Genomic DNA, 19,046 nt, shown 5'->3' on the forward strand with positions numbered 1-19,046 from the left:
TGTTCGAAAGAGGTGTGCCATGGTTGTTCGTTCCTGCGCCAGTCCCCGCATGTCAGCGCCTTCGAACGTGCTTTCGGACTGCCGGGTCCGTATCAGTAATGTGTTCTCGTCCATCATGGCTCGTCTGCGTAGAGCTATAACAGCATGTTTGTCCGAGCAGGGTTTTGCGAGCGTCACCATACGCAGATCTGTGGTTTTCCTAGCAGTGAGCGCCCTGGCCCTGACTGGGGTCGGATTGATGGCTCGTCCGGCCAGCTCCGCTCCAGGACCACAGGAGGTCGTCACCCGTACAGTTCGTCCGGGCGATAATGTCTGGTCCTATGCGGCCTCAATCACGCCGCAAGGCGAGGACGTCACTAAAAACGTAGACCGCATCATGGAGATCAACAATATGTCCTCACCCAATCTGCGCGTTGGGGACCGAATTCTGATTCCCAGCGACGAGTGAGGCAGCGATCTTCGGTTCAGGGAACCACCAATGGGGCTTCAATAGCTTGTTGACTGGAAAAGGGTAACTAGCTGAGTTTGAGGAGTTTGTCCAGTGTTATACGCTGATAGGCCCGGTATACGTGGGTCTTGAAGTTCTTTGGCGCTATGATATTGAACATGCACTGTCCTTTCTGCCAAAATCCCGATACCAAGGTTGTGGATACGCGAATAAGCGACGACGGCCATGCCATCAGACGCCGCCGTGAGTGTCCGCAATGCTCGCGTCGGTTCACCACGGTGGAGACCTCAATCCTCCTGGTTATGAAGCGCTCAGGAAATGCCGAGCCCTTCAATCGGGACAAGGTCATTGCTGGCGTGAGGAAGGCCTGCCAAGGTAGGCCCATTGATGAAAATGACCTGAAACTCTTGGGCCAGCAGGTAGAAGAGGATCTGCGTTCGCGTGGCCTGGCACAGGTCGATTCGGAAGAGGTCGGCAGGGCTATCCTGAAGCCTCTCCGGGAGCTGGACGAGGTGGCCTATCTGCGCTTCGCCTCGGTCTATCGCAACTTCAGCAACCTGGAGGACTTCCAGCAGGCCATCGACACCTTGCGCGCCGAAGACCAGTCAGCTGAAGAGCAGTCTGCTACTGCACAGTCCTGAATTCGGCTATTCGGGCACCGGCCATTCTGACTGCAACAGGTCCACACCGCAGCAGGCCAGCAGCTTCCGTCATTGTGTGACGGGGCTGGCCTGTGACTGGAAGTGAACGCGGTGCCAGGCCTGATACTGGCCCGGCACTAGATACTTCATCCCAGGTTCAATAGTTTCTGATCCCCGGAAGTTTGGGCAATGACCAGCTCCTGGGTGGGGCGCGTCATGGCCACATAGAGGTCAGACGCTGCGCTCAGCCTGGAAGGAGCCTCATCCTGAATGGCACCAGGCTCCACGAGAATCACGGCATCGAACTCCAGGCCCTTGGTGTGGCCGGTGGTCGTGACCATGATCTGATGCTCCTGAGCCTTATCAATATGCAGGCGCGAGCTGACTTCGGCTTCCAGGGCGCTGGGAACGATGATGGCTAGGCGTCCGGTGCCGTCCTTGCCCAGATGACGTTCCGCCAGTTCGCGCACCAGGTCAGGCAGCTGATCCAACAAACTGACCCGATCCTCTGCCCTTAGGCGGCTTACCGATCCTTCCACCTCGCGCACAGCCTTGAGGGTCGAAACCTCAAGGCCCTCGGAGGCAGCAAAGGAGGAAGCCAGGTTGGATACCTGACGGGGGTTGCGATAGTCGATGGTCAGCTGCCGCAGATCCCATCCATCGGGACCGAAAAGCGCATCCATGGTGGAGGCCCAGGACCGGGTGCCACCCAGTGCGGCCGTCTGCGCCACGTCCCCGACGATGGTGAAGGATCGGGAGGGGCAGCGCCGGACCAGCATCCTCCAGTCCATGGCTGTCAGCTCCTGGGCCTCGTCGACCACGATGTGCCCGTAGACCCATTCGCGGTCGGCGGCCGCCTGTGTGGCTGCCTGGTTCTCGTCCTGGCCGTTGATGGAATCAAGCAGCATCTGCGAGGTCACGATGCCCGTTCCGATGCCATTCTGGGCCAAGGTGTCGCTGGCAAACCGTCGTTCCTCATCGCGGCGGGCCTTTTCAGCCTGGTCGCGGTCCGCCTGACGGGGGTCAGGGCCCAACAGCTCCATGGCCTCATCCAGGATGGGGATGTCGGATACGGTCAGTTCTGCGCCGTCCTGGCGGGTCAGCAGATCAATCTGTTCAGGAGTCAGCCAGGGGGCGAACCGGCGCAGACGGTCTGGCCTGGACCAGAGGTCATTGACCAGCCAGCGGGGGTTCATGGGCAGCCAGGCTAGATTGAGGGTCCGCCGCACCTGGTCGTTCAGTCTTAGCAGGGAGGTGACCCGGGCGAGTTCCTCGGCTCCAGGCTGATAGTCCACGCCTTCGGCATAGCGGGCGGTCATGGCGTTCAGGGCCGAGCGCACGAAGGTATTCCTGGCTTTGTTGTGGGGCTGGTGGCTGCGTCGGGCATCGACCAGGGCCTGTTCCAGGTCGACCGCCAGCATAGGGACGGCCACCCCATCCACCTTGACCGTGGGCAGGGAGGCAGGCACCCGCTCCCGGGAGGCGACGGCATTGGCTACGGCCTCGGCCATGCGGATGTCCCCCTTGAGCCGGGCCACGTGCGGGTCCTCCTGGCGTTCAGTGCTGATGCCGGGGATGAGGTCGCCCATGGTGCGGCTGAGCACTCCGGTCTCACCCAGGGAGGGCAGGACCTGATCAATATAGTGCAGGAAGGCGTTGCTGGGCCCGACGATCAGCACGCCTGAACTCTCCAGTCTGCGCCTATGCGTGTAGAGCAGATAAGCGGCCCGGTGCAGGGCCACGGCCGTCTTGCCGGTGCCCGGTCCGCCCTGGACCACCAGTGGACGGGTCATGGGGGAGCGGATGATCCGGTCCTGTTCAGCCTGGATGGTGGCCACGATGTCGGTCATCTGCCCGGTGCGGCGGCTGGACAGGGATGCCATGAGCGCGCCCTCGCCGGCCAGGGTGCCGCCCTGGGCCGCCTTGTCCACTTCTGGGGCCGACAGGTCCAGAACCTCATCCTCGATGCCGGTGACCTGGCGGAAGTTGAGTGTGATGTGCCTACGCATGACGATGTCGCCGTGGTCCGCCGGAGTGGCCTCGTAGAAGGGGCGTGCGGCCTCGGCACGCCAGTCGGTCAGGATGGGCTCATGGTTGCTGTCAAGCAGGCCCAGTCGTCCGATATATCGCCGACCGCCCTGGGCAGTATCCAGTCGGCCGAAGACCAGACGGTCCTCCACGGCCCGCAGCTGGGTGAGCCGGTCCTCGTACATGTTGGCGAAGGAATCCCGCTCGGTGCGCTGGGTGGGGGAACCGTGGGAGCCGGCGGCCCGAACCGCGTCCAGTCTGGTCCTGGCCTGCGCCCGCAGCTCGTCCAGACGGCCGTAGGCCCTGTCCACCGCCGTCTGCTCTTCATGCAGCTGTGAGGAATAGCTCGACATGTGCGTCCGTTCTGTGGAATGTTCAAAATCGGATGATCCAATATACCGCCCGTCCTCTACTTTTTCGGTTCAACTGACCCTCGGCCGTGCCCTCTTTGTCGGGTGGCGAAACGCCGAGGTGGACCCTTCGGCGGGGCGAATGGTTGGGTTTGGGCCTGAAGTGGTGTCAAGGTGGTGAGCAATGGGGATAAGTGGGGTAAAGTGGGGAGCACTGCGTAGGGGACGCTACCCGATGGGGCCGTCCCATGGTTACCAAAACTGGCATTGGAGGTGGGGCATGGCCGATACATACGATGCAGATGCCGCCTCGCCTTCTCTGCCGCCCATGCTTCTGGGCACCTACACCCCCAAGATGGATGCCAAGGGCCGCCTGGCTCTGCCCGCCAAGTTCCGCGCTCAGCTGGGTCAGGGCCTGGTCATGGCCCGTGGCCAGGAACGCTGCGTCAGCCTGCTGCCCACCGAGGAATTTCGGCGGATGGCCGTGCGCATCCAGCACACCTCAATGGGTGACAAATCGGCCAGGGACTACCTGCGCGTATTTCTGTCAGGCGCCGTCGACCAGGTCCCCGACAAGCAGGGGCGCATCCTGGTCCCGCCCATGCTGCGCCCCTATGCACGGCTGACCGGCCCCGTGGTGGTCATCGGTGTGGGCACCCGTGCTGAAATCTGGGATCAGGATTCCTGGACTGCCTACCTGGAGAGCAAGGAGCAGGGCTATGCCGACATTGCCGATGATGTTCTTCCGGCGGTGGATTGCTGATGGAGGCCCTGATGTCAGAACGCAATCCTCTCGACCAGGAGGCCGTGGACAGCGGCAAGGTCCACCGTCCCGTCCTGCTGGAACGCTGCCTTGCGCTGGCTCGGCCCGCCTTGGAACACCCTGGGGCCGTGGCTGTGGATTGCACGCTGGGCCTGGCTGGTCACGCCACCGCCTTCCTCAAGTCCTGCCCTGAGGCCCGTCTTATTGGCATAGACAGGGATAGCCAGGCCCTGGATCTGGCCACTGGCCGGATGCGCGACGAGGGTCTGGCCGACCGCTTCACGCCGGTTCACGCCCCCTTTGATCAGCTGGACCAGCAGCTGGATGCCCTTGGCCTAGGCCAGGTGGACCTGGTTTTCATGGATTTGGGATTGTCTTCTCTGCAGATCGACCAGCGCGACAGGGGATTCACCTACCGTCAGGACGCCCCGCTGGACATGCGCATGGACACCAGCCAGGAGCTGACGGCTGCGCAGGTCCTGGCCGAGTACGACCAGGCCCAACTGGCTGACATTTTCTCCCGCTATGGGGAGGAGCGCTATGCAGGACGCATCGCACGAGCCATCGTTGAAGCCAGGCAGGAGCAACCGCTGACCACCTCGGCCCAGCTGGACCGTCTGGTTGATAGGGCAGTGCCGCGTGGCCACCGTCCTCCTGGCAATCCGGCCAAGAGGGTCTTCCAGGCTCTGCGCATCGAGGTCAATGGAGAGTTGGATCGTTTGAGGCGCACCCTGCCCCAGGCCATCCTGCGGCTGGCCAAGGGAGGTCGTCTGGTCGTGGAGTCCTACCACTCCCTGGAGGACCGCATGGTCAAGCGTTTCATGGCGCCAGGGCTGCATGTGGACCTGCCGGCGGGCATGCCGGTGGTGCCCGATCAGGCCCGACCCTACCTGTCGGACCTGACTCATGGTGCTGTCAAGGCCGACCCTGCTGAGCGGGAACGCAACCCCAGGTCTGCTTCAGTGCGCCTGCGGGCTGTTGAGATGATCGGAGCCATCCCCGAGGAGCGTCGTCGTCGGCTTCAGGCCGAGGCCCGTGGGCAGGGCTCAGCTGGTCACCGTCGTCATGCCGGCCACGGTTCGGAATCGAGGCGCCGGTCATGACCATGCCAGCACGTTCGGTCCGTTCCAAGACATCTGCGGACAAGGGTCATCCTCGCATCCAGGAGATGCCCACCAGGCCTGAGCTCAGTCTGATCAAGGGCACAGGCAAGGCAGGCAAGGCCCGCCGTCCCGAACGAGGTCCTTTGGCTGAGGGGGCTCGGCGTCTGATCGGTTGGACGCGGACCCGCGGCAATCCCCTCTTGCGCATCATGACCTCCGTGATCTTTTTGGCCGCCTGCATGTTCGGATCCCTGATGCTGCGTACCCAGATGGTCCAGGATTCATTCGAGGCCACCAGGGTCCAGCATGAAATCAGCAATCTGACCCAGGACGTCCAGGATGATCAGAACAAGCTCGACCAACTCCAAGCCTCCCTGCCGGACAAGGCCCAGCAGTTGGGCATGCAGCCCCAGCAGGGCCTGAACTCCATCGATCTGCAGGGCTACAAGCCCCCTCAGGATGCCCAGGGCAAGGCGGGGCATCCATGAGCAGCAAGGGAACCAAACGCTCCTGGCACCTGTCTTTCTGCAAACGTTCCTTGTCTGTGGGTCTGATTCTGATCCTGGTGGCCGCCTTGGCCCTGGGTAAGCTGGCCTACATCCAGCTCTTCGACGGAAGGTCCATGGCGCAAGCCGCTGCGGCGGGCCGCACTGTGCCGCACACCATCAAGGCCCAGCGTGGCCGCATCCTGGATGTCAATGGCCGGGTGCTTGCCCAGAGCCTGGAGCGGTACAACATCATCGGCGACCCCGAGGCGGCCGCCTCCTTCATACCAGTCAACTGCACCAAGCGTACAGGCAGTGACTGCCACAGCATCAAAGGCCATCCGGTGGGCGCTGACGGTGCTGCCGGCGTGGCCCGCCTCCTGGCGCCGGCCCTGGGGATGAACGCCATGGAGCTGGGCGGCAAGCTCAGTGTCCCTGGACGGTACGTGGTTCTGGCCAAGCGGGTGACTCCCGAGGTCAAGCGCTCCATCGACAAGCTGGGGCTGCAGGGGATCATCACGGCAGAACTGAGCAGTGAGCGCACCTATCCGCATGCGGATCTGATGGGAGCCCTGATCGGGGGCATCGACGACAGCGGCAAGGGCGTGGCAGGGATCGAGCAGATGGAGAATCGGCAGCTGACCGGCACTGACGGTTACACGGTCTACCAGCAGGGAATGCTTGGTCAGGAGATCCCCGGAACCGTGACCCGTCAGCGCAATCCGGTCAACGGCAAGGATGTGACCCTGACCGTTGATCAAGACGTTCAGTGGTATGTCCGTCAAGCCCTCAAGTCAGGCTGCCAGCGCTTTCATGCCGACTGGGCTCTGGCTGTCGTCCAGGACACCCGCACCAACGAGATCCTGGCCCTGGCCGACACCGATGACTATCAGGCGGGCAGTGACCAGGCCAAGGTCAACTCCTCGCGGGCGGTGGCGGAGACCTTCGAGCCCGGCTCCATCGGCAAGACGATCTCGATCTCCGGCATGCTCCAAGAGCAGGTGCACTCCATGAGCGACCGCTTCACCGTGCCCGACCACATCACCGTGGACAACCAGCAGTACAAGGATGCCTTCGACCATCCAGCCGAGCACTGGACCCTTGCCGGCATTCTGCAGAACTCCTCCAACGTGGGCATGGTCATGGCAGGCGAACACTACCCGGACCAGAAGCGCTACGACTATCTGACCCGCTTCGGCATCGGCCAGGCTTCGGCACTAGGTCTGCCGGGGGAGTCCAAGGGCCTGCTGACTTCGCCTCAGACCTGGGATCGGCGCACCCGCAATACGGTATTGTTCGGCCAGGGCTATGCCACCAACGCCATCCAGCTGACCAACGTCATCGCCACCCTGGCCAACAAGGGGGTCCGGGCTGATCAGACCATCATCCACGGCCAGGGTGCCGTCAATGCCAACCGGGTGAGGGTAGTGGACGAAAAGGTGGCGGCTACCGTTATGAACGGCATGGAGTCGGTGGCTGAAAAGTACCAGAATACGGCCAAGGTGGAGGGCTATCGGGTGGCCTCCAAGACGGGCACTGCCGAGGTGGCCGACAGCTCTGGCGGCCTGGGCGGCATCATCAGCGACTGGGTGGGAATCCTGCCTGCTGACGACCCTCATTTTGTGGTCACCGTGGTGCTGAAGAATCCCCACAGCAGCGATGGCGTTTTCGGCAGCATCACCGCCGGTCCCATCTTCGCCCAGATCGGTGAATTCCTTATGCAGAAATACCAGGTCCCCACGTCCCCGCCCAGAACCGATGCTATCCCGGTAACATGGTGATACCGGCAGGCATCATGGCGTTCCCGGACGAAGGAGAGATTGCAGCATGAGTGCGCTGAGTGAATCAATCTCCCGACGATTGACCCTGGGTCAGCTCAAGGGGCGCTACGGGCTGACCTTGGTCCCTGATTTCGCTGAACCAGTTACAGTGACTTCACTGGTGGACGACCTGCCCTCAGTGCGGCCCGGCAGCCTTTACGTGCCTGCAGACCGGCAGGTGGACCAGGGCATGATTGAGGAAGCTGAGCTTCGCGGCGCCTATGCGGCCCTGTTGCCGACCTCGGCCCGTCAAGAGGTGGGCCGAGCCCGCATACCCCTGCTCTTCGGCACCATGCATGCCTGGCAGATGGGCCAGTTGCTGGCCAACGCCGCCGGTGACCCTTCAGGGGCCTTGGCTGTCTTCGCTTTGGTCGGTTCCCAGGTGCAGGACCAGGTGGACCTCTTGGCTGACTTCCTGCATGTGCTGGGCAATCCTGTCGGCATTCTCAGCGCCAAGGGCTCATACTCGCTGGACCGGCGACTGGACTTGGAATATCCCCTGAGCATGTTCGATGTGCAGCGCAGTCTGTCCATTGCCCTGGAGGATGGGGCGGCCGCCGTGGTCATCTCCGTGGACGACCAGACCCTGGCCAGGGACGCTCTGCAGGCAGTGGACCTGGATGTGGTGGCCCTGGGCGCCCAGGAGGGCTCCACCCGCGATATGCGGCACGTACGGCTGATTTCCAGGGCTCGTCGATACGGGTTCAACCTGGGCGGGCATACCATCGTGGCCAAGCGCAACGAGGAATCCGATGGGCTGGCCCGCCAGTCCCTGCCCGCCGATGCGAATAGTGACGATCTGTCCCTGTGCATCGCCATGACCATGGCCGCCGGCGTCAAACGCAACAACATCAGGAGCGCCCTGCGCGTCTCCCGCGAGATGTCCTGAGAGGTGAGGATGAGTCAGTCTGTAAGGGCCGGGTCCATGCCCATGACCCTGGATGAGGTCGTCGAATATGTGCACGGTCGGCTGGTTGAAGTCGGTTCTGGTCGTAAACCTGACCGGCGGTCCGTGCGCATGCGTGTGGTGACCGACTCCCGGCAGGCGGGGGCCGATGGCCTCTTCGTAGCCATCAAGGGCGAGCATGTGGATGGCCATGACTATGTTCCCGGCCTGGGGGCCAAGGGCTGCCGCGCGGCCCTGGTCGATCATCTCGTTCCGGGCGCTGACTTGCCGCAGATTCTCGTGGACGATACGGTTGCTGCCCTGGGGCTGCTTGCCCGGGCCAATATGGACCGTCGGCGTGCAGCGGCAGAACCCTTTACTGTGATCGGTATCACCGGATCCGTCGGCAAGACCACCACCAAGGATCTGCTGTCCTCTCTGCTGGCACTCCTTGGCCCGGTGGTGGCCCCTGTCGGGTCTTTCAACAACGAGATCGGCCTTCCTCTGACCGCCTTGGAAGTGGGGCCTGACACCCGGTATCTGGTGGCCGAGATGGGCGCTAACCATGTGGGTGAGATCGCCCGGCTGACCAAAATGGTTCCGCCGGACATGGCTCTGGTCCTCAAGGTGGGAGTGGCCCACCTGGGAGAATTTGGCTCCGTGGAGCGCATCGCCCAGGCCAAGAGTGAGATCGTGCAAGGCCTGGTGCCGGGCGGGACCGCCGTACTCAATGCCGACGATTCTCGGGTGGCTGCCATGGCTGATCTGGCCTCTGGGTCTGTTCTGCGATTTGGCATGGCTGCTGATGATGGCGGGCAGGACCGCGACCTGGATGGCTCGGCTCGCTACCTGGACAGCGACAGTCTGGACAGGCCGGCCTTCGAACTGCGTCTGCGTGGCCAGCAACCAGTGCGGCTGCGTCTGGGCATTCCGGGACGGCACAATGTCATGAACGCTTTGGCCGCCGCCACGGTAGCCCACGCCCTGGGTATGGACGCAGAACGCATCGCCGATGAGCTGGGTCGGCAGCGGCAAATAAGCCCGCATCGGATGGCTTTGTCTTCGGTCCGGTTGCCGGATGCCTCCTTCACCCTGATCGACGATTCCTTCAACGCCAATCCCGATTCCGTGCGGGCTGGTCTGGACGCCTTGGCCACATGGAGGGGATCCGATGGCCCGCTCTATCGGATAGCCGTCCTGGGGGTCATGCTTGAGCTGGGCGATCGAGGGGAGCAGCTGCACCAGGAGATCGGCGCCTACTGCCGTCGGTTGGGCGTCGATGCATTGGTCGCGGTGGGCTGCAGGGATCAGCAGATGGACAGGTTGGTTCATGCCCTTGTCCGTGGTGCTGGCGGCCTATCTGATCCCAGCGAGGAACGGTCTGGGGCCATGTGCGTCCTCTTCGCCCAGGATGCTGACCAGGCCGATCAGATGGTCCGCCGCCTATGCGACAAGCATTCGGATCGGCAAAATCTTGTCCTGCTCAAGGGCTCGCACATGTCCGGCCTGTCCGGTCTGGCCGACCGCTGGCAGGGCTGAGCCATGAGTGCGCTGGTATACCCGCAGCGGGTTCGAACGTTCAAGGACAGAATTCAAGAGTTGGAGTACACACTGTGATTGCCCTCATCATCGGAATCCTGGTCGCCCTGGTGGTGACGCTGGCAGGGACCCCCCTGCTGATACGGCTGGTCCACCGATTGCATTACGGCCAGTACATCCGCCAGGACGGGCCCAAGTCCCATCTGGTCAAGCGTGGCACCCCGACTATGGGCGGGTTGGTCATCAACCTGGCCATCCTGCTGGGCTGGGCAGCCTCGGCGCTCTACCGCTACCTGTCCCGGGGGGAGTCCGTGTCCCTGTCGGCCATGCTGGTTCTGTTCGCCATGCTCTCCATGGGCTTCCTGGGCTTTATCGACGACTTTGCCAAGGTGCGTAAGAAGCAGAATCTGGGCCTGTCGGTCAGGGCCAAGTTCATCGGTCAGTTCATTCTGGCCACCATATACGCGGTGCTGGCCCTGAAGCTGCCCACCAAAAACGGCTATCCCAGCGCTCAGGCAGGCATATCCTTCGTTGAGCACCCTATTATCGACTTTCGAATGGCGGGCAGTGTCCTGTCCGTGGTGCTGTTCATTATCTGGGTCAATCTGCTGATGACGGCCTGGAGCAATGCGGTCAACCTGACCGATGGCCTGGACGGTCTGGCCTCGGGTTCCTCCATGATCGCCTTCGTGGGCTATACGGTCATTGCAATCTGGGAGAGCTACCACTTGAAGGGTGGCGGCCATCCCGGGCATGCCTACGCGGTCTCCGACCCCCTGGACCTGGCCATCATCGCCTGCTGCGCCGCCGTGGCCTGCTTCGGCTTCCTCTGGTACAACACCAATCCGGCCTCCATCTTCATGGGGGACACCGGATCCCTGGCCCTGGGAGGACTCTTTGCAGCCCTGTCCATCGCCACCCATACCGAGCTTCTGGCGGTCATCCTGGGCGGGCTCTTCGTGGGAGAGGCCGCCTCCGATGTCATCCAGGTGGGTTACTTCAAGCTCACCCACAAGCGGGTCTTCAAGATGGCACCCATCCACCACCACTTCGAGCTGATGGGTTGGCAGGAGTCCAAGGTTGTTGTCCGGTTCTGGATGGTGGACCTGATCTTCGTCCTGCTGGCCCTGGTCTGCTTCTATGCAGACTGGGTGGTCCGCTCTGGGTTGCCCATCTGAGTGCGTCCATTCACGGTACCGGACTTCGGCAGCCGGTATCATGCCAAGCAGATGCCGGAGCTAGCGGAATGAGGTGTTCATGGATATGGACTTGAGCCAGAAGCGTGTACTGGTCGCCGGGCTGGGCATTTCCGGACGGAGCGTGGCCGCAGCCCTGCGAGGCCGGGCGGCCAGGGTGATCACTGTGGACCAGCGCGCCCCGCAGGCCGATCTTCATGACTTCGACCAGGTGGACTGGAGCCAGGTGGACCTGGTCATGGCCTCGCCCGTCTTCAATCCGCGCACCCCATTTATCCTTGAGGCGCAGCGTCGGGGCATCCCTGTGGTCAGCGAGGTGGAGATGGCTTGGATGCTGCGGGTGCCCGCAGCCCGGACCGGCCGGCCAGCCCCCTGGATCGGAATCACCGGCACCAATGGCAAGACCTCCACCACCAGGATGGTCGCCGCCATGATGCAGGCCAGTGGGTTCACGACCCCTGCGGTGGGCAACATCGGCAAGGCCGTCTCCACAGCCGTTCTGGACCCCGACAATGACATGCTCTGTGTGGAGCTGAGCTCCTTCCAGCTGCACTTCACTTTCTCGCCGGCCCTGGAGTGCGCGGCCATCACCAATCTGGCCGACGACCACTTGGACTGGCACGGGGGCTTTGAGGCTTATGCGGCCGACAAGGCGCGCATCTACCGGGGCGTGCGCAAGGCCTTGGTCTATAACGCTGACGACTCCCGGGTCTCTGAACTGGCCAGGCAGGCGCAGCCAGCCCCAGGCTGCCGACGTGTGGGGTTCACCCTGGGTCGGCCCGAGCCTGGGCAGTTGGGCGTAGAGGACGGCTGGGTCATAGACCGCAGCGGATTGACCGGTCATGACTTTGAGGAGGGTGTCAGGCTGGTTCGGGTGGCCGATCTGACGGATCTGTGCGAGCCTGACGGCACGGTCTACCCCCATCTGTTGGCTGATGCCCTCTGTGCCCTGGCCTTGGCACTGGGAGCTGGGGCCAAGGTCGCCGCGGCCATCGAGGCCATGCGTACTTTCACACCCGGCGACCATAGGATCAGCACCGTGGCGACCCTGGGACAGGGTTCGCAGGCCATCCGTTTTGTAGACGACTCCAAGGCCACCAACGCCCATGCCGCCGAGGCCTCCCTGGCCAGCTACCATGACGGCCAGGTGGTCTGGCTGGCCGGCGGGTTGGCCAAGGGCGCCCACTTTGACGATCTGGTCCGGTCCCGCAGGTCCAAGCTGGCTGCAGCCGTGATCATCGGCCGGGATCAGCAGCCCATGGCCCAGGCCATCAAGGACCAGGCGCCCGATCTGCCAGTTACCCTGATCGACCCTGGTGCCGGCGATCAGGTTATGGCCAGGGCCGTCCGTGCAGCCGGCTCCTATGCAAAGCCCGGCCAGGTGGTTCTGCTGGCCCCCGCCTGCGCCTCCATGGATCAGTTCGCCTCCTATGCCGACCGGGGTGACCAGTTTGCCCAGCAGGCTGAACAGTGGGTCCACGAGCATGAAGCGCGACACTGATCCGCACAAGGCTCCCTCCCGGGGGTCTGGCGGCAAGGGGGACTACCGGGGCTGGCGGGCCATCCTCAACCCGCTCTGGTGCTACTACGGCTTTTTGGCCACGGTCGTCGCCACCACGGTTTTCGGCCTGATGATGGTCTTTTCCTCCTCGGCTGTTGATCTGGTGGCCCAGGGCAGCTCTCCCTGGAGCCAGGTTATTCGTCAGAGCATATACGCCGTGGTGGGGCTGTTGCTGGCCCTTTTGGCCGTGAGGATCAGCATCGACCGCTACCGGAGCTGGAGTACCGGGTTTCTGATTGTCAGCCAGGGTGTTCAGCTGCTGACGCGTACTCCGCTGGGGCGGTCCGCCAACGGCAATGAGGGATGGATCTCGGTGGGGGGCATCTCCATGCAGCCGGCCGAGCTGCTCAAACTGGCCCTGTGCCTGTGGCTGCCCCAGGCCCTGATCGAAGCCCAACGGCAGGCTGGCAAGGATTCCGACCTGAAGAGCCTGGCCAAGGCCTATGCCAAGCCGGCCGCCGGTTTTATCGTCAGTTTCCTGCTGATCATGCTGGGCAAGGATCTGGGAACGGCCATGATCATCGTCATCATCGGCTTCGTGGCCTTCCTGGTCTCGGGCTTCCCCCTGCGCTGGCTGCTCAGCCTGGCAGTCCTGGGGATGGCGGCGGTCATCGGCTTCTCGGTCTATGGCAACAGCAACAGGACCCAGCGAATCATGGCCGCCTATGGCAAGTGCTCGGCGGATGACATTCAGGGTGTCTGCTACCAGTCCATCCACGGACTGTATGCCATGGCCTCGGGGGGGCTGACCGGGGTCGGGCTGGGCAACTCCAGGGAGAAGTGGAACTACCTGCCCGAGGCGCACAATGACTTCATCTTCGCTGTCATCGGCGAAGAGCTGGGCTTTGTAGGGGCGGCCATGCTTATTCTGGTCTTCGTGGTCATGGGCTGGTGCATGCTGAGGATCGCCCTGACCACCAGGAACCGGTATGCGGGCATGGTGCTGATCTGCCTGGATGTATGGCTGGTGGGTCAAGCCCTGGTCAACATCTGCGTGGTTCTGGGCCTGTTGCCGGTCATCGGCCTGCCCCTGCCCTTCGTGTCGGCTGGAGGGACCGCCCTGATCTCCTGCCTGGCTTCGGCCGGGGTGGCCCTGCAGATGATTCGGACTCAGCCGGACGTGAAGGCGGCCACGGACGGGTCATGAGATATGGAATGGATATGGCGGAAAGGAAGCGGATTCAGGGATGACGACAGCGACGAGGACCGAGAACGGGATGCCTGGGGACGACCAGGAGCATGCCGGTAAGGGCGCTGGTCCCCATCTGGTGCTGGCCGGTGGTGGGACAGCAGGGCACGTCAACCCCCTGCTCAGCGTGGCTGCGGCCATTCGGGAACGCTGCCCCCAGGCGGCTGTCAGCGTGATCGGTACTGCTGTCGGGCTGGAGCACGACCTGGTGCCGGCCGCCGGACTTCCCCTGGACCTGATTGAGAAGGTGCCCTTCCCCCGTCGCCCCGGCAAGGCCGCCCTGGGCTTTCCCCGGCGTTGGCGGCATGAGGTGCAGCGGGTCCGAGAATATCTGCAGGAACGGTCGGCCGACCTGGTGGTCGGCTTTGGCGGCTATGCCTCGGCGCCGGCCTACAGGGCTGCGCGGAACCTGGGTCTGCCCATCGTCGTCCACGAGCAGAACGCCCGGGCAGGCATGGCCAACAAGCTGGGCGCTCGCTGGGCTGATTTCGTAGGTACAGCCTATGAGGATACCGGCATCCGAGCCCGGGCCGGAGTGCCTGTGCGCCGCGTGGGTCTTCCCCTGCGGCCAGCTATCGCCCGACTGGCCAAGCAGATGGAGGCTGATCCCTCGGGCGCTCGCCGGGAGTCGGCGCAGTCCTTGGGTCTGGATCCCGATAGGCCCATCCTGCTGGTCACCGGGGGATCCCTGGGTGCGCTCAGCCTGAACAAGGCGGTGGCTGGCGCGGCCCGGCAACTATTGGAGCGAACCCAGGTCATCCATCTGACGGGCCGCGGCAAGGCCGACCAAGTCAGAGAGCAGGTGGCGGCTGATCTGGGCGATGCGGTCATCAACGATTTGGACCCGGCCCACCAGGGCCGGGGGGACTACCACATGGCCGAATACTTGGAGCGGATCGATCTGTCCTTCGCCTGCGCAGATCTGGTGGTTTGCAGGGCTGGCGCCGGCTCTGTCAGCGAGCTGGCCGCCCTGGGGGTGCCCGCCGTCTACGTGCCCCTGCCCATCGGCAACGGCGAGCAGCGATTCAACGCCCAGCCAGTCGTTCAGGCCGGGGGAGGGCTCATGGTCGATGATGCGGCGCTGGACGCCAAATGGGTGGCCCAGCACGTCCCTGCTCTTATGGCTGATAAGGATAGGCTGGCTGACATGCGCCGCCGGGCCTGGGGATACGGGATTCGCGACGCTGCACAGGTGATGGCTGAGCAGATCCTGACCATGGCCGACCAACACCTTGCCCGCAAGGACTCTGGGAGGGCCTAATCGGGCATAATAGAGGCAGGCGACGGGCGACCGTCCTGAACTGTTGGAGGAGATGCAACTACTGTGCCCAAGCATGAATTGAATACTGTGCCCGGTCGGCAGGACGGCGGCGACCGGTCCCTGCCGGTTCTGGACCCCTGCCTGCCTGCCTTGGTCCAGGCCGGAGTGCGCGACCCCAAGGATCTGGGGCCCACCCACTTCATCGGCATCGGCGGGGCCGGGATGAGCGTGCTGGCCGAGATGCTTCACCAGGAGGGGGCGCAGGTCTCGGGCTCCGACCGCGCCGACGGGGATAAAACCCGCCGTCTGCGTCAGCTGGGAATACCGGTCACCATCGGTCAGGACGCCAGCAACGTGGCCGGGGCCCGCACAGTGGTTTGGTCCAGTGCCATCAAGCCCGACAATCCTGAGATTCTGGCTGCTCGTGACGCGGGCGCCCGGCTGGTTCATCGCAGCGACATTCTGGCCCTGCTCATGGACTCCAGGATTTCGGTCACCGTGGCCGGTGCCCATGGCAAGACCACTACCAGTGCGCTCTTGGCCCACCTGCTGACCAAGGGCGGTCAAGGTGATCTGGCCGATCCCAGCTACGCCATCGGGGGTAGCCTTCAGAGCGACCAGGGACCTATGGACGGAGGGCATGTGGGAGCCGGACGGGTCCTGGTGGCCGAGGCGGACGAGTCCGACGGCAGCTTTGGCAAGTACACTCCCGACGTCGCCATCATCACCAACGTGGAGCCCGACCATCTGGACCACTACGGCACGGCCGATGCCTTCCACCAGGCCTTTGTGGAACATGCCCGGCATGCCCGCCGCTTCTTGGTGGTCTGTGGGGACGATCAGGGCGCCCTGGAGGTGCTGCGGCGGCTGCATGGGGACTGCCAGGCCAAGATCATCGTCTATGCCTCGGATCCTCAGCTGAATACTGACTCCCTGCCCGGGGTTCTGGGCCTGATCCGCATCGAATCCGAGTCTGAAAGCAGTGGCAGCGGTCGTGAGCATTGCCGTCTGGCCCTCCCCGCGCAGGTGCTCCAGGCCGCAGGGTTGGAGGCCGGCAAGCCGCTCGATCTGCAGGTGGACTTGGCGATTCCCGGCATCCACAACGCCCGCAATGCCGCCGCGGCAATCATCGCCGCCATCCTGTTGGGAATGGATCCCGATACGGCCGCCGCTTCTGCCACCGACTTCCGTGGGGCTTCTCGCCGCTTTGAGGTCCGCGGAATCCAGCATGGGGTCACCGTAGTGGACGATTACGCCCATCATCCTACGGAGATTGCCGCCCTGTTGACCGCCGCCCGACGGCGTTATCCGGGGCGGACCATCAGGGTGCTCTTCCAGCCCCACCTGTATTCGCGCACGGCCATCTTCGCCGACCGGTTCGCAGATGCTTTATCTTTGGCGGACGACGTGACCGTCACCGACATCTTCCCTGCCCGCGAGCTGGCCAGCGATTTTCCGGGCGTGGATGCCGGGACCATTCCCGCGGCTGCCCGCAAGGCATCCAACCAGGAGTCTCGGGATTCCGGGAAGAGGTCGACCGAAGCTGTCTTCCGGGCCTGCCCAGACATGCATCAGGCAGCTCTGGATCTGGCCGAGCGGGCGGAGTCTGGGGATGTGATCCTGACTGTGGGCGCCGGCGATGTCACCGCCATGGGGCCGGTCATTCTTGACAGGCTGGCTGAACGGGACGAGCAGTGAAAACCAGCAAGGGTCGCAGCGCCTCAGGTGGAGCCTCTTCCAGGACCAGGGCCGTCCGGGCTGCCAAGGCCGCACGGACAGCCCGGTCTGGGCGCACCAAGTCTTCGAAAGAGGAACCGAGGACCGGTAGAACCTCCAGATCAGGCAGGTCGACCGTTTCCGATGCTGCTGAACTGGCAGGTCACCGGTCCAAGGCTGAAAAAACAGGCGGCCGGGGCAGGCGCCTTAAGCGGTCCAAGCGCCTCAAGGGTCGTCCGAATCGTGCCAAGAATGCAGGAGGAACCCGGACACGTAGCCCAAGGTCGGCCTCTTCATCCTCCCGCTCGCTGGTCAAAGGCAGCAGTGCCTCCGCTTCCAAGTCTGTGGCATCCAAGTCTGCGGAATCTCGTTCGACGAGTTCGGCCGGCGGATTCGTCGATGCCCGGACCATACCGCCGGACCGACCCGTCTCTGGCAGGATAGGCACCGACCAGGAGGATCAGGGGCTGGGGATCTTTGTTCGGCCCAAGGTTCTGGACTTTCAGGCCCGGGTGCGCGAGAAGAAGAAGGTCAGCCGCAGGCTGGTTCTGATCCGGACAGCTGTCGTTCTCCTGGTCATGGCTCTTATTGCAGGACTGTCATGGTTGCTCTTCCTCTCGCCGGTTTTCCGCCTGCAGACTGACAAGATCGGTGTCAGCGGCGGCAATGCCTGGGTGTCCAATGATCGAGTGGCCTCAATCGTGGCCAATCAAGGGGATCGCTCGCTGCTGCTGATTTCAACCAATGGCGTCGAGGAGGAGATCAGCGGTATGGCCGGGGTGACCGATGCCAAGGTCCGCAAGAGTTTTCCGCACGGTCTGGAAGTGACCTTCGATGCCCAGGAGCCCACCGCGGTCTTCAAGGATGCGCAGGACAAACTGACGGCCGTCGACAGACAAGGTAGGGTGCTCAATACTGTGTCCAAGCCGGTGAAGGGAGTGCCGGTCATCCAGGTGTCCACCGTCAATCGTGCCCAGCAGGATCAGGCGGTCAGGCAGACCCTGCGGATACTGTCAACCATGCCCGAGGCCATGCGTCATTCGGTGACCAAGGTGACTGCTGAAACCCAGGACTCCATCACCACCGAGCTGGACCAGGGCAAACATGTCATCATCTGGGGCGACGGCTCCGATCTGAAGCTCAAACAGGCCGTGGTTGACAAGATTATCAACGATCCGTCCAAGATCGGCGACAAGCATCAGTTGGATGTATCGGCGCCTCTGCGACCCATCGTCAAATAGACACTGTAGAAGCTGCCGGCTTCATTAGTTTGTCGGTGTCCAGCAGGATGGTCACAGGGCCGTCGTTGACCAGATCCACCCGCATGTGGGCGCCGAATTGTCCGACGGCAACTGGCACACCGGTCGCGGCCAGTGCCCGGTTCAGATCCTGCCAGACCTTTTGGGCATGCTGGGGTTCTCCCGCAGCCATGAAACTGGGGCGATTGCCATGACGCAGATCCGCATAGAGGGTGAACTGGGAAATGGAGAGAATGGAGCCGCCGCAGTCCAGGACCGACCGGTTCATCCGACCCTCCTCGTCGGCGAAGATGCGCATCCGGGTCAGCTTGCGGACAGCATAGTTGACCTGGTCAGCTCCGTCGCCATCCTGGACGGCCACCAGCAGCAAGAGTCCCTTGCCGATACTTTGGGGTTGAAAATCAGGATCCGGCTGCCCTTGCTCGTCGACCACATCGACCCGGGCATGGCTGACCCGTTGTATGACGATTCTCATGCTTTCAGTCTAAAGACTTCAGGCGTTGTTGTAGTGTCGCAGTGTACAGCTGGACCGGTACCTGGTGAGAGTCAGACTAGAGAACCGTTCGAAGACTGGCATGAAGGACACCCACTTCAATGTAGTCGTAGCAGGGCTGGTTCCTGTCAACGGTCCAGTCGATGGCTGTCCCCTCAACTCTTACGATGCCTAGCTTCAGGTCGAAGTCCGCGGTGCCTGTGTTGCCAAGGCAATATGACGGGCTGCCTCGTCGGCGCAATCCTGATCGGTGTGCATGGAGGATGTCATGAGGAATTACCTACTTACTTCGCTGACGGGCGGATTCT

The 19,046-nt window shown here is 63.2% G+C and carries 16 protein-coding genes; 14 read left to right on the plus strand and 2 right to left on the minus strand.

Annotated features, from left to right (window positions below; all coding sequences use genetic code 11):
• Positions 1-19 precede the first annotated feature (19 nt).
• Entirely contained in the window at positions 20-448 is a 429-nt protein-coding gene (locus tag CI601_RS01220) for a LysM peptidoglycan-binding domain-containing protein (RefSeq protein ID WP_121914013.1), read from the plus strand.
• Positions 449-606: 158 nt separating this feature from the next.
• The gene (gene nrdR / locus CI601_RS01225) at positions 607-1,089 is read left to right on the plus strand and encodes a transcriptional regulator NrdR (RefSeq protein WP_024627226.1); all 483 of its coding nucleotides are present in this window, start codon (positions 607-609) and stop codon (positions 1,087-1,089) included.
• Between the two features lie 146 nt (positions 1,090-1,235).
• Here the strand turns inward: nrdR and CI601_RS01230 are convergent, their stop codons facing one another.
• Complete coding sequence (locus tag CI601_RS01230) at positions 1,236-3,470, minus strand: UvrD-helicase domain-containing protein (RefSeq protein ID WP_121914014.1); 2,235 nt, start codon at positions 3,468-3,470, stop codon at positions 1,236-1,238.
• Positions 3,471-3,747: 277 nt separating this feature from the next.
• On the opposite strand from CI601_RS01230, the gene mraZ reads away from it, so the two are divergent.
• From mraZ to CI601_RS01290, 12 genes are all read left to right on the plus strand, one after another.
• Positions 3,748-4,230, plus strand: coding sequence for a division/cell wall cluster transcriptional repressor MraZ (gene mraZ / locus CI601_RS01235; RefSeq protein ID WP_121914015.1), 483 nt, complete (start codon positions 3,748-3,750; stop codon positions 4,228-4,230).
• Positions 4,231-4,241: 11 nt separating this feature from the next.
• Positions 4,242-5,333 (plus strand): 16S rRNA (cytosine(1402)-N(4))-methyltransferase RsmH, encoded by a 1,092-nt coding sequence (gene rsmH / locus CI601_RS01240; protein WP_183129703.1) that lies wholly within the window; start codon positions 4,242-4,244, stop codon positions 5,331-5,333.
• On the plus strand, positions 5,330-5,821 hold the full coding sequence (locus tag CI601_RS01245) for a hypothetical protein (protein ID WP_259465271.1): 492 nt from the start codon (positions 5,330-5,332) through the stop codon (positions 5,819-5,821). Before rsmH ends, CI601_RS01245 begins: the two co-directional genes overlap by 4 nt.
• Positions 5,818-7,599 (plus strand): penicillin-binding protein 2, encoded by a 1,782-nt coding sequence (locus CI601_RS01250; protein WP_121914016.1) that lies wholly within the window; start codon positions 5,818-5,820, stop codon positions 7,597-7,599. The genes CI601_RS01245 and CI601_RS01250 overlap by 4 nt, the downstream gene beginning before the upstream one ends.
• Positions 7,600-7,645: 46 nt before the next feature.
• Positions 7,646-8,527 (plus strand): UDP-N-acetylmuramyl peptide synthase, encoded by an 882-nt coding sequence (locus CI601_RS01255; protein ID WP_121914017.1) that lies wholly within the window; start codon positions 7,646-7,648, stop codon positions 8,525-8,527.
• A gap of 9 nt (positions 8,528-8,536) precedes the next feature.
• Positions 8,537-10,063: a UDP-N-acetylmuramoyl-tripeptide--D-alanyl-D-alanine ligase gene (gene murF, locus CI601_RS01260; protein WP_121914056.1), complete on the plus strand. Its 1,527-nt coding sequence runs from the start codon at positions 8,537-8,539 to the stop codon at positions 10,061-10,063.
• Positions 10,064-10,137: 74 nt separating this feature from the next.
• A complete protein-coding gene (mraY, locus tag CI601_RS01265; RefSeq protein ID WP_121914018.1) occupies positions 10,138-11,241 on the plus strand; it encodes a phospho-N-acetylmuramoyl-pentapeptide-transferase in 1,104 nt (367 codons plus the stop codon).
• A gap of 79 nt (positions 11,242-11,320) precedes the next feature.
• Complete coding sequence (gene murD, locus CI601_RS01270; RefSeq protein ID WP_121914019.1) at positions 11,321-12,760, plus strand: UDP-N-acetylmuramoyl-L-alanine--D-glutamate ligase; 1,440 nt, start codon at positions 11,321-11,323, stop codon at positions 12,758-12,760.
• Positions 12,744-13,967 (plus strand): putative peptidoglycan glycosyltransferase FtsW, encoded by a 1,224-nt coding sequence (locus CI601_RS01275; RefSeq protein WP_121914020.1) that lies wholly within the window; start codon positions 12,744-12,746, stop codon positions 13,965-13,967. Before murD ends, CI601_RS01275 begins: the two co-directional genes overlap by 17 nt.
• A 70-nt stretch (positions 13,968-14,037) precedes the next feature.
• Positions 14,038-15,270, plus strand: coding sequence for a glycosyltransferase (locus CI601_RS01280; RefSeq protein ID WP_183129704.1), 1,233 nt, complete (start codon positions 14,038-14,040; stop codon positions 15,268-15,270).
• A gap of 129 nt (positions 15,271-15,399) precedes the next feature.
• Positions 15,400-16,968: a UDP-N-acetylmuramate--L-alanine ligase gene (gene murC, locus CI601_RS01285; protein WP_259465276.1), complete on the plus strand. Its 1,569-nt coding sequence runs from the start codon at positions 15,400-15,402 to the stop codon at positions 16,966-16,968.
• Entirely contained in the window at positions 16,965-18,227 is a 1,263-nt protein-coding gene (locus CI601_RS01290) for a cell division protein FtsQ/DivIB (protein ID WP_259465272.1), read from the plus strand. Before murC ends, CI601_RS01290 begins: the two co-directional genes overlap by 4 nt.
• On the opposite strand, the gene dtd is transcribed toward CI601_RS01290, so the two are convergent.
• On the minus strand, positions 18,220-18,720 hold the full coding sequence (gene dtd / locus CI601_RS01295; protein WP_121914023.1) for a D-aminoacyl-tRNA deacylase: 501 nt from the start codon (positions 18,718-18,720) through the stop codon (positions 18,220-18,222). The genes CI601_RS01290 and dtd overlap by 8 nt on opposite strands.
• Between the last annotated feature and the right edge of the window lie 326 nt (positions 18,721-19,046).

It is taken from the genome of Bifidobacterium sp. wkB344 (genome assembly GCF_003688305.1).
Lineage (GTDB): Bacteria > Actinomycetota > Actinomycetes > Actinomycetales > Bifidobacteriaceae > Bombiscardovia > Bombiscardovia mizhiensis.